The organism is Pseudomonas sp. S1(2024) (genome assembly GCF_046557535.1).
This window is the reverse complement of the sequence record NZ_JBKGFP010000106.1, coordinates 1-11477: the sequence shown is the minus strand read 5'-3', so window position 1 is coordinate 11477 and position 11477 is coordinate 1. Positions and strand designations below refer to the sequence as shown.

Sequence of the window (11477 nt, the reverse complement as noted above, 5' to 3'; positions counted from 1 at the left end):
GTGGGAGCAACTGTCTTGCTCAATTTCAAAAAGCTGGCGCGATCCCTGTGGGAGCGGGCTTGCCCGCGAACACGGGCGAAGCCCGTGCCATCCACCACGGTGTTGGCTTCGCGGGCAAGCCCGCTTCCACGCGGCTCACGCTGCGTTCTGGATTTACGTTGTACTTTCAGGCTGCGGTAGCACTAGATCGAGCCATGATGTACCCGTTCTGAGCATGGCATTTAACCGCACGATGAACGTTCTCATGCAGGCCACGATAGCGACTTTGGGAAGTTTTCCGCGCTCCCGCAGTGACTGATAACGAGCCTTGAGTGCTGGGTTGTATTTCATCGCCACAAGGCATGCCATGTACAGCGATCGCCTGACCGCAAATCGCCCGCCAGAGATAGAGCGCTTGCCCATGAATTTCCCGCTGTCGTGGTTGAAGGGCGCCACCCCAACCAGGGAGGCAATTTCTCTGGATTCAACCCGACCTAGCTCCGGCAGCAGCGCTATTAGTTTGCCCGCCGTCACCATCCCAATGCCTTTCACTTTGATCAGCTGGGCAACCCGTTCGTCGTTCAGCATCGCGATTTGCTGTTCGATCTCACACTCAACCCGTTTGATCTGCGCCTTGAAGTGTTTCAGGTTGGCATTCAGGTAGTTAGCAACTGCAGTCGATTGCACCTGCTTCAGGCGCCGCAGGTCGTCATCTCGCTGTTGAACCATCCGATCACGTTGCTGAAGCAACTCTCGCAGAAGCGCTCGTTCGGGGCTGACTCGTAGAGAGGGTTGATCTGGAATGACTTCGGCATAGTGCGCCAGAACCTCGGCGTCGATGGCGTCAGTCTTGGCCTTGATGCCTAAAGAGTCAGCGAATGACCTGGCTCGCCTGGGATTGACGCGTATGACCTTGTAGCCAGCGTCCTGTAGAAAACGCATGACATCTCGCTCGTAGCCACCCGTCGCCTCTAACAGGACGCGTTTGATACTGAGCTTGCGAAGGCTCTCCAGTAGCGCCTCAAACCCTGTTGGATCATTGCTTAAATGCATTTTGATGCCCTGTGGCCGCACCGCAGCATCAAGGGAGAGACTGGAAACATCGATACCCAAGAAGGAAGCCATCACCAAAACCTCCTAAACTCAAAACAGTGAGAGGACTTTGGCTTGGCCCACGCTTGTGATTCGAGATCAGAGCCGCATCCAACTGTTCGGGCTCTCGCCAAAGTGGAACGGTGAATGGCAGCTTTTGCTCCCACACGTGCTCAAGGCACCTACGGCATTCAGCTTGCCATTCACCGCTCTCACTCCAAATTCTAATCCCCCATCAAGACACAAGCGGCTTTAGCCGCGAACACCGGCGCAGCCGGTGCCATGCACCGCGTTGGGTTCTTCGCGGCTAAAGCCGCTCCCACAGGGTATGCGGTATGCCCACTGATTCTTTGCTGCCGCCCATCGCACGGCATTGCAACTCTCAGTACACTGCACGCTCCAACACCAACATCCGTTGAACTCGAGGTTACTGCATGACGCTCAGTCCTTTGGCAGGCAAGCCGGCTCCGGCCAGCGTGCTGGTCGATATTCCCCGACTGCTCACCGCCTACTACACCGGCCGCCCCGACGCTGCCGTGGCGGCCCAGCGGGTGGCCTTCGGCACCTCTGGGCACCGTGGCACTTCGCTTGAATTGAGCTTCAACGAGTACCACGTCCTGGCCATTACCCAGGCCATCTGCCTGTATCGCCAGGAGAAGGGCATCGATGGCCCGCTGTTCATCGGCGCTGACACCCACGCACTGTCGGCACCGGCTACCGCCAGCGCCCTGGAAGTGCTGGCTGCCAATGGCGTGCAGGTAATGTTGTCCAAGGACGACGAATACACGCCAACACCAGCGGTTTCCCATGCCATCCTCTGCCATAACCGTGGCCGCGAGCAGGGCCTGGCCGACGGCATCGTCATCACCCCGTCGCACAACCCGCCGCAAAGCGGTGGCTTCAAGTACAACCCGCCCAATGGCGGCCCGGCCGACAGCGACGTGACCAAGTGGATCGAGGCCAAGGCCAACGAACTGCTGGCTGCTGACCTGGCGGGCGTCAAGCGCATGGACCATGCCCAGGCGCTGCAGGCATCCACCACCCAGCGTCACGACTATGTGAGCAACTACGTGGCCGACCTGGAAAACGTCATCGACTTCGACGTCATCCGCGCTGCCAAGCTGCGCCTGGGCGTCGATCCGCTGGGCGGGGCAGGGGTGCGCTACTGGTCGGCGATCGCCGAGCATTACCAGCTCGACCTGGAAGTGGTGAACACCGAGGTCGACCCGACCTTCCGCTTCATGACTGTCGACTGGGACGGCCAGATCCGCATGGACCCGTCTTCGCCCTATGCCATGCAGGGCCTGATCGGCCTGCGCGAACGCTTCGACGTGGCTTTCGCCTGCGACCCGGACCACGATCGCCATGGCATCGTCACCCCCGATGGCCTGCTGCAGCCGAACAACTACCTGGCCGTGGCCATCGACTACCTGTTCCGCCACCGCCCGCAATGGCGCAGCGATGCCGCCGTCGGCAAGACCGTGGTGTCCAGTGGCCTGATCGATCGCGTCACCCAGCGCCTGGGCCGTGAACTGTACGAAGTGCCGGTGGGCTTCAAGTTCTTCGCCCAGGGCCTGTTCGACGGCACGCTGGGCTTTGGTGGCGAGGAAAGTGCGGGGGCTTCGTTCCTGCGCCGCGATGGCTCGGTCTGGGCCACCGACAAGGACGGGTTGATCCCGGCCTTGCTGGCTGCCGAGATGACCGCCCGCACCGGGCGCAACCCGAGCCAGGCCTACGCCGACCTGACCGAGGCGCTGGGCAAGCCGTTCGCCACCCGTGTCGAAGCCAAGGCCGATGCCCGGCAGAAGGCTTTGCTGAGCAAGCTGGCGCCGGAGCAGGTGAAGTCGACCGAGCTGGCGGGTGAGCCGATCGTGCAGATCCTCAGCCATGCACCGGGCAACGGCCAGGCGATCGGTGGGCTGAAGGTGATGACCGCCAATGGCTGGTTCGCCGCGCGCCCTTCGGGCACCGAGGATATCTACAAGATCTACGCCGAAAGCTTCATCGACGAGGCGCACCTGCAGCGCCTGGTGCAGGAAGCGCAAGTGCTGGTGGATGCGGCGATTGCCTGACTGGTAACAAACCGCTTGGTTCTGTGGTGTGCTGTAAATTAGAATTAATCTTATTTACGCCACCGCAGGGCCTTCCCCATGATCGACGCCGCGCCGCCACCGGAGCATAGCCTGCCTGCCCTGTACCGGGAACACCGCGGCTGGCTGGAAACCTGGCTGCGGCGGCGCATGGGCAATGCCTGGGATGCCGCCGACCTCAGCCAGGATACCTTCCTGCGTATCCTGGCCAGCGCCCAGCCGCTGGCAGACATTCGCGAACCGCGTGCCTACCTGCTGACCGTGGGCAAGCGCCTGCTGAGCAACTTCCACCAGCGGCGCAGCCTGGAACAAGCCTACCTCGATGCACTGGCGCAGTTGCCCGAGCAGCATGTGCCCTCGCCAGAGCAGCGTTGGCTGCTGCTGGAAACCCTGCAAGCCCTCGACGAGTTGCTCGACGGCCTCAAGGCGCCGGTACGCAAGGCCTTTCTCTGGAGCCAGCTGGAGGGCCTGGGCTATGCCGAGATCGGCAAGCGCCTGGGCGTTTGCGAGCGTTCGGTCAAACGCTACATGGCGCAGGCCTACGAGCATTGCCTGCTGGCCGAACTGTAATGACCAGCCATTCCCCCGAAACCCGCGAGGCACTGCAGGCCGCCGCGCGCTGGCTGGCACTGGTGGACTCTGGCGCTGCCAGCGAGGGTGACCTGCAGCGCCTGGAACAGTGGCGCACCAGCAGCACCTTGCACGAACACGCCTGGCAAAAGGCACTGCTGTTGCGCCAGCGCTTTTCCGCGCTACCCGGCGCATTGGCCATGGCCACCCTGGACCGCCCGGATAGCGGCCGCCGGGCGCTGCTCAAGCAGGCCCTGGGCGTGGCTGCATTGTTGCCGGCGGCCTGGCTGGCAAGCCGCGAACTGCCGCTGGAGGCTTGGGTCGCCGACATGCGCACCGCAGTCGGGGAGCGCCGGCAGGTGCTGCTGAGCGATGGCACATTCGTGCAGTTGAACACCGACAGTGCGGTGGATATCGACCTGGGCGCGCGTCGCCTGACATTGCTGCGTGGCGAAGTGGCAGTCAGGTTGCCCGGCAACCTGAGCCTGACGTTGCAGGTGCCCTATGGCCAGGTCGCGCTGGATGCTGGCGAGGTGTGCTTGCGCTTGGTCGATCAGGCTTGCCGGGTATCGGTGCTCAAGGGCACGGCCAACCTGCAGCCGCGGCAAGGCCCGGCGCTGCTGCTGCAGGCCGGGCAGCAGGCCAGCCTGCAAGTGGCCGGGGTTGGCCCTGTCACCGGCCTGGACGCATGGCTGCTGGGCTGGCGCGAAGGGGTACTGCGGCTGGAGGATCGCCCCTTGGGCGAGCTGCTGCACGAGCTGCGCAGGTACCGCCCCGGCGTGCTGCGCTGGGCGCCCGAACTGGAGGCCCTGCGCGTGACCGGTACGTTCCGCCTCGACGACACCGACCGGGTGCTGGCCTTGCTCGCCGCCAGCCTGCCGTTGCAGGTGCACACGCGCACGCGTTACTGGGTGAGCCTGGCCGCGCGGGAAAATCGCGCATGAGGCTGTCCCCTTTTTTTCGCTCACCGGTCATTACCGGTAGGAGCAAATAAAGGGGAGCCTTGTTCAATGCCTGTTGTCATGTCCAGCCGCCTGCGCCCACTGGCGCGTGCGGCACATCCGTTGTTCGCCATGAGCCTGTTGTTGTGTGCACCGGCCTGGGCCGATGAACCTGCCCGGCGCAGCTATCAGGTGCCAGCCGCCAGCCTGGGTGCGGCACTTACCCAGTTTGCCGACCAGGCCGGGGTCAGCCTGTCGCTGGACCCAGCGCTGGTCAACGGCCGGCAGAGCAATGGCCTTTCCGGCAGCTACAGCGTCGACGAAGGCTTCACCCAGCTGCTGCGCGGCAGCGGTCTGCAGTTGCTGCCGGTGGGCGAGGGCGCTTTCACATTGATGCCGGCACCCCAGGCGGGTGGTGCGCTTGAAATCGCCCCGACCAGCATCGTCGGTGGCCTGGCCGCAGGCAACGAAACACAACCCTATGCCGGTGGCCAGGTGGCCCGTGAGGGTTCACAGGGCCTGCTCGGCACGCGCGACTTCATGGAAACCCCGTTCAGCATCACTAGCTACACCAGCGAACTGGTGAAGAACCAGCAGGCGCGAACCTTGGGCGAGCTGATCGCCAGCGACCCATCGGTACGCGCCACCAACCCGGCGGGTGGGCGCTTCGAGCAGTTCACCATTCGCGGCTTCAGCCTGTTCAACAGTGATGTGGCCTACAACGGCCTGTACGGCATCCTGCCGACCTACTCGATCGACATGGAAATGGCCGACCGGGTCGACATCATCAAAGGCCCCAGCCAGCTCATCAACGGCATTTCGCCGCGAGGCAGTGTCGGCGGCGGCATCAATGTGCAGCCCAAGCGGGCCGGCGACCAGCCGCTCACCGAGTTTACCGGCAGCTATGCCTCGGCCGGCCAGGCAGGCGGTGCGGTGGACGTTGGCCGGCGCTTTGGCGAAGGCCAGCAGTTCGGCGTGCGCTTCAATGGCGTGAAACAGGCGGGCGATACCGAATGGGAGCACCAGCGAGTCGAACGTGAAATGGCGGTGTTGGGCCTGGACTTTCGCGGCGAGCGCCTGCGGCTTTCGGCGGACCTTGGCCATACCGAGCGCGATACCGATGCACCGCAGGAGCGGGTGCTGGTCGGTGCCAATGCCAAGGTGCCGGATGCCAACGACGTACGCCACAACTACGCCCAGGCCTGGAGCAAGGCGCGCACCAACGATACCTTCGGTGCGCTGCATGCCGAGTACGATATCAGCGAGTCGCTGCTGGCCTATGGCGCGGTCGGCGCGCGCAAGAGCAACCATGACTTCCTGCGCCACAACGTGTCCATCAGCAACGATGCTGGCGACTTCACCGTGCAGCCGCGCGACTTCACCCGGGATGAAAGCGTGCGTACCGCCATGGCCGGCGTGCGCAACTGGTTCCATACCGGGCCGGTCAGCCACGAGCTGAACCTGGCTGCCACCTATTTCTACATGGACTTCACCAACGGCGGCGCCCGCTATGCCTCGGCGCCCAGCAACCTCTACCACCCGGTGGCCACGCCGACACCGGGCACGCCAACCCGCATCGACCCCGAGGTGTACACGGAAAACCGCTTTTCCGGCGTGGCCCTGGCCGACACTCTGGGCTTCTTCGACGACCGCCTGCTGCTGACCCTGGGCGCGCGCTGGCAGCGGGTGCAGGTGGATGACTGGAGCGACGGCATCAAGGGGGATACCGCCTACGATGAAGAGAAGGTGTCGCCCTCGGGCGGCGTGCTGCTCAAGGTTACCGACCAGCTGTCGTTGTATGCCAACTACATGGAGGGCCTGAGCCAGGGCAAGATTGCGCCGTCGACATCGGTCAACGAAGACCAGATCTTCCCGCCGTTCACCAGCCGCCAGGTCGAGGTGGGGGCCAAGTACGACCTGGGCCAGGTCGCCTTTACCGCCAGTGCCTTCCGCATCCGCCAGCCCGCCTATGAAACCAACCCCACATCGCGGGTGTTCGGCCCCAATGGCAAGCGCGACAACCGCGGTATCGAACTGAGCGTGTTCGGCGAGCCCGTGCAAGGCGTGCGCGTGCTGGGCGGGGTGATGTATATCGACAGCGAACTGACCGACACCATCGGTGGCGCCTACGATGGCAACCGCGCGCCGGCCACGCCCGAGTACAACGTCAACCTCGGCGCAGAATGGGATGTGCCTGGGGTGAATGGCCTGACCCTGACGGCGCGGGGCATCCACTCGAGCTCGCAGTACCTGGACCAGAACAACAGCAAGCAGATCGGCGGTTGGGAGCGTTACGACGTGGGTGCGCGTTATGCGTTCAAGGTGGATGCCACTCAGGTGACCTTGCGTGCCAGTGTCGAGAATGTGCTGGACGACCGCTACTGGAGCTCGGCCGGAGCTTCGGATGACAGCGAGCCGGGGCTGACGCTGTCTACGCCGCGTACCTACCTGCTGTCGGCGACAGTGGGTTTCTAGCAGGTTTGGTATGTGTGGGCTTGATGCCCTGATGCCTGTCAGATCAAGCAATCGGGGGGCCGCCTTGCGGCCCATCGCCGGCAAGCCGGGCTCCCACAGGGATTTCGCAAGCATTGAGGTCTGCGCCGTACCTGTGGGAGCCCGGCTTGCCGGCGATGGGCAGCTCGGTCCCCCACGGGGGTTCCGCAAGCGTTGGTTCTTGCGCGTTCCCTGTGGGAGCCCGGCTTGCCGGCGATGGGCTGCGCAGCAGCCCCAGGAACACTGACTGACAAATATCAGGGCTAGCCCGCTCCCGGTGATCCCGCTAGGCTTGGTCAGGCACCACGGCGATCACATCGATCTCCATCAGCCACTCGGCCTGGGCCAACCCGGCCACCACCAGCCCGGTGGAAATCGGGAACACGCCCTTGAGCCACTTGCCTACCTCCTTGTACACCGGCTCGCGGAAGCGCGGGTCGGTGATGTAGGTGGTGGTCTTGACGATGTGCGACAGGTCCGAGCCGGCTTCTTCGAGCAGTTGCTTGACGTTCTTCATTGCCTGCTCGGCCTGCGCCCGAGGGTCACCCAGGCCCACCAGGTTGCCTTCGAAGTCGGTGCCGACCTGGCCGCGCACGTAGATGGTGTTGCCGGCGCGCACCGCCTGGCACAGGTCGTTGTCCAGGGTCTGGTTGGGGTAGGTGGCCTTGGTGTTGAACATGCGGATGCGGGTATGAGTAGGCATCAGTGGGCTCCGAGGGTGCTGACGTTGCTGATCTTGGGTTGCTGCTGCTCATCCGCTGCGCGTTGTTCGCGGTCGCGGTAGGCGGCATAGGTGCGTTGCGTGGCGATGTGGCCGGCGACGTGCTTGGCGTCGTGCCACACGCCCCAGATGAACGACGAGCCACGGCGCGACAGCCACGGCAGGCCAAGGAAGTACACACCCGGCTCGCGGGCCACGCCGCGTTGGTGCTGGGGCTTGCCGTTGGCGTCGAAGGTGTCTACCTGCAGCCAGCTGAAGTCGACACCGTAACCGGTGGCCCAGATGATGCTGGTGACGCCGGCCTTGGCCAGGTCCAGTTGCTGCAGCGGGTTGCGCATGCACTCCGGGTCGGCCAGGCGTTTGCGGGCTTCGGGCTCTTCCGGCAGGTCCAGGCCGTTGCGTTCGATGTAGGCATCGGCGGCATCCAGCAGGGCCAGGTAGTTTTCGTCGCCGCGGTTGATGTTCTCGACCAGGTTGTCCTGGAAGCGCGCCACGCCGTTCTCGAACGACTGGGTCAGGCCGACCAGGGTCATGCCCTGGTGGGCGAGGGCGCGGAAGTCCACGGTGTGGCCGCCACGGGCGCCACTGACGGCAATGGTCACGTGCTCGCGGCCAGGCTTGGCGATTTCCGCATCCCACTCACCCAGCACGCCCAGCCACCAGCAGAAGTCGCGGTTGCGGTAAGCGCGTGGCGGGCGATCGTGGGCGCCGACCGAGAGGTACACCTGGCGCCCGGCACGCATCAGTTCTTCGGCGATCTGTACGCCGGAGGAGCCGGCGCCGACCACCAGCACAGCGCCTTCTGGCAACTGCTCGGGGTTGTAATAGGCAGCGGAGTGGATCTGGTGCAGGTTGCTGTCTTTCGGCGCGATGGCCGGGATCACCGGCTTCTGGAACGGGCCGGTGGCGGCGACCACGCGGTTGGCGCGAATCACGCCTTCATTGGTTTCGATGGTAAAACCGGGGCGGTCGCTGTTGCGCAGCACTTTCTTCACTTCGATGCCGGTGCGTACGGGCAGGTTGTACTTGCGTACGTACTGCTCGAAATAGTCGGCCACCTGGTCCTTGCCGGCGAAGGCGTCGGCGTCGAGGTTGAATTCCAGCCCCGGGAAGCGGTCGTGCCAGACCGGGCCGTTGGCCACCAGCGAGTCCCAGCGGCCGGTGCGCCAGGCCTCGGCGATACGCTTGCGCTCCAGCACCAGGTGCGGCACGCCAAGCTTGCTCAGGTGTTCGCTCATGGCCACGCCGGCCTGGCCGGCGCCGACGACGAGGGTGTCGATTTCGAGGTTGTTCAGTGTCATGTCCGAGCCCTTGTTCAGGCGGTTTTTGTCAGGTCGGTTTGGAGGACCGCCGTTGCCTGGGGCCAGACTAGGGATGCCGTGGAAATGGCGAAAATAGTATTTAGCTGGGGCTTGCCGATAAAACGGCGAAGGCCCTGGATTCTGTGGCTTGCGAGTTGGACGCCAAGGGACCGCGCGCTGTGCCGACAGGAATAATTGGCCCGAAACAGATGTAGGAGCAGCCTTGTGCTGCGAAGCGCCGCGCGGGCGGCGCTCGATCTCAGCCAGAGCAAAGTTTTTTCCTGCCTAACCCCTCGGAAAAAGGTCGTTTCGCCGGCCGAAAGGTTCAACCCAGAATGCCGTGTATCGCACAGCACAACAGGAACCATGACATGACTTTTTCCATCATCGGTCGTTGCCAGGAAACCGGCCAGGTCGGTATCGCCATCAGCTCTTCGAGCATCGCCGTGGGCGCCCGCTGCCCGTGGGTACGTGCCGGTGTGGGCGCGGTCGCCACCCAGAACATCACCTTGCCGGCGCTGGGCCCGCAGATTCTCGATGCCCTGGAACAGGGCCAGTTGCCGCCTGCCGCTGCGCTGGACCGGGTGCTGAGCGCCAATGGCTGGAGCGAGTATCGCCAGCTCACGGTGATCGACAGCCATGGCCAGGTCGCGCTGTTCACTGGCAAGGAAGCCCTGGGCACCCACCACGCCGTGGCCGGTGAGCAATGTGCGGCGGCAGGCAACCTGTTGGCCTCGACCCAGGTGATCGAGGCGATGGTGCAGGCCTTTGAACAAGCCGGCGGGCATCTGGCCGACCGCCTGCTGGCGGCCATGCACGCGGCGATGGCCGCAGGTGGCGAGGCGGGGCCTGTGCACTCGGCGGCGTTGAAGATTGCCGGCGAACTGACCTGGCCACTGGTGGACCTGCGTGTGGACTGGGCCGAAGCAGACCCGATCGGTGTGCTCGATGGCCTGTGGCAGGCATATCGGCCGCAGATGCAGGACTACGTCACCCGCGCCCTCAACCCGACTGCCGCGCCAAGCTACGGGGTGCCGGGCGATGAGTGAATTTGCCAGTCGCGCGCTGCTGGCCAGGCTGATCGGCTTTGCCACGGTCAGCCGGGATTCCAACCTCGAACTGATCAGCTTCATCCGCGACTACCTGGCCGAGTTGGGGGTGGAAAGCGAACTGTTCCATAACCCGGAAGGTACCAAGGCCAACCTGTTCGCCACCATCGGCCCCCGGGATGTTGGCGGCGTGGTGTTGTCCGGGCATACCGATGTGGTGCCGGTGGACGGCCAGGCCTGGACAGTCGAGCCGTTTGCCCTGAGTGAGCGCGGCGGGCGGCTGTATGGTCGCGGTACGGCCGACATGAAGGGCTTCATCGCTTCGGTGCTGGCGGCTGTACCGGCGTTTCTCGCACAGCCGTTGCGCATGCCGGTGCACCTGGCGTTCTCCTACGACGAGGAAGTCGGCTGCCTGGGGGTGCGCTCGATGCTGGCCGCGCTGGAGCAGCGCCCGCACAAGCCACGGCTGTGCCTGATTGGCGAACCCACCGAACTCAAGCCGGTGCTGGGGCACAAGGGCAAGCTGGCGATGCGTTGCCAGGTGCATGGTGCGGCCTGCCACTCGGCGTACGCGCCGTATGGGGTGAATGCCATCGAGTATGCGGCGAAGCTGATCGGCAAGCTGGGTGATATCGGTGATGCCCTGGCGTTGCCGGAGCACCACGACGAGCGCTTCGACCCACCGTTCTCCACTGTGCAGACCGGTGTGATCAAAGGGGGCAGGGCGCTGAACATCGTGCCGGCGGAATGCGAATTCGATTTCGAAGTACGGGCTTTGCCGGGGTTCGAGGCGCAGGCAGTGGCCGACCAGCTGCAAACCTATGCCGAGGCCGAACTGCTGCCGCGCATGCGCAAGGTCAATGCCGCCAGCGCCATTCGCCTGCAGCCGTTGAGTGCATATCCGGGGCTGGCCACGCCAGCGGATAGCGAGGCGGCTCGCCAGGTGGCGTTGCTCAGTGGTTCGGATGAGTTCGGTACCGTGGCGTTTGGTACCGAAGGTGGGCTGTTCGACCAGGCGGGCATCCCGACTGTGGTGTGCGGGCCTGGGAGCATGGACCAGGGGCACAAGCCGGATGAGTTCGTCAGTGTCGAGCAGTTGCGGGGGTGTGATGCCATGTTGCTGAGGTTGGTGGATTACCTCAGGCAGGGTTGATTGCGCTGGCCTCTTCGCGGGCACGCCCGCTCCCCCCGGTACGGCACCCCCCATGACACCCCGTGGAACACCATGTGGGAGGGGGTGT

9 protein-coding genes are annotated in these 11477 nt (G+C 64.4%); 6 read left to right on the top strand and 3 right to left on the bottom strand.

The annotated features are described in order from the left end of the window. Nucleotides 1-153: 153 nt before the first annotated feature. Nucleotides 154-1104, bottom strand: a complete 951-nt coding sequence (locus ACLCGK_RS28535) for an IS110 family transposase (protein ID WP_075047071.1) — start codon at nt 1102-1104, stop codon at nt 154-156. A gap of 401 nt (nt 1105-1505) precedes the next feature. Here ACLCGK_RS28535 and pgm point away from each other — a divergent pair, with 401 nt between their 5' ends. From pgm to ACLCGK_RS28515, 4 genes are all read left to right on the top strand, one after another. After that, a complete protein-coding gene (gene pgm / locus ACLCGK_RS28530) occupies nt 1506-3143 on the top strand; it encodes a phosphoglucomutase (alpha-D-glucose-1,6-bisphosphate-dependent) (protein WP_410953410.1) in 1638 nt (545 codons plus the stop codon). A gap of 78 nt (nt 3144-3221) precedes the next feature. Beyond that, the gene (locus ACLCGK_RS28525; RefSeq protein WP_085591511.1) at nt 3222-3731 is read left to right on the top strand and encodes a sigma-70 family RNA polymerase sigma factor; all 510 of its coding nucleotides are present in this window, start codon (nt 3222-3224) and stop codon (nt 3729-3731) included. Further along, nucleotides 3731-4675 carry a FecR domain-containing protein gene (locus tag ACLCGK_RS28520; RefSeq protein ID WP_410953409.1) on the top strand — a complete coding sequence of 315 codons (945 nt, stop codon included), beginning with the start codon at nt 3731-3733 and terminating at the stop codon, nt 4673-4675. Before ACLCGK_RS28525 ends, ACLCGK_RS28520 begins: the two co-directional genes overlap by 1 nt. A 66-nt stretch (nt 4676-4741) precedes the next feature. Further along, the gene (locus ACLCGK_RS28515; RefSeq protein WP_410953408.1) at nt 4742-7147 is read left to right on the top strand and encodes a TonB-dependent siderophore receptor; all 2406 of its coding nucleotides are present in this window, start codon (nt 4742-4744) and stop codon (nt 7145-7147) included. A 304-nt stretch (nt 7148-7451) separates the two neighbouring features. Here the strand turns inward: ACLCGK_RS28515 and ACLCGK_RS28510 are convergent, their stop codons facing one another. Next, nucleotides 7452-7868 (bottom strand): RidA family protein, encoded by a 417-nt coding sequence (locus ACLCGK_RS28510; protein ID WP_085599032.1) that lies wholly within the window; start codon nt 7866-7868, stop codon nt 7452-7454. Further along, a complete protein-coding gene (locus ACLCGK_RS28505) occupies nt 7868-9187 on the bottom strand; it encodes a flavin-containing monooxygenase (protein ID WP_015270678.1) in 1320 nt (439 codons plus the stop codon). Before ACLCGK_RS28505 ends, ACLCGK_RS28510 begins: the two co-directional genes overlap by 1 nt. 371 nt (nt 9188-9558) lie before the next feature. On the opposite strand from ACLCGK_RS28505, the gene ACLCGK_RS28500 reads away from it, so the two are divergent. Continuing rightward, nucleotides 9559-10236 (top strand): DUF1028 domain-containing protein, encoded by a 678-nt coding sequence (locus ACLCGK_RS28500; RefSeq protein WP_013972966.1) that lies wholly within the window; start codon nt 9559-9561, stop codon nt 10234-10236. After that, nucleotides 10229-11389, top strand: coding sequence for an acetylornithine deacetylase (gene argE / locus ACLCGK_RS28495; protein WP_410953407.1), 1161 nt, complete (start codon nt 10229-10231; stop codon nt 11387-11389). Before ACLCGK_RS28500 ends, argE begins: the two co-directional genes overlap by 8 nt. Nucleotides 11390-11477: the final 88 nt, after the last annotated feature.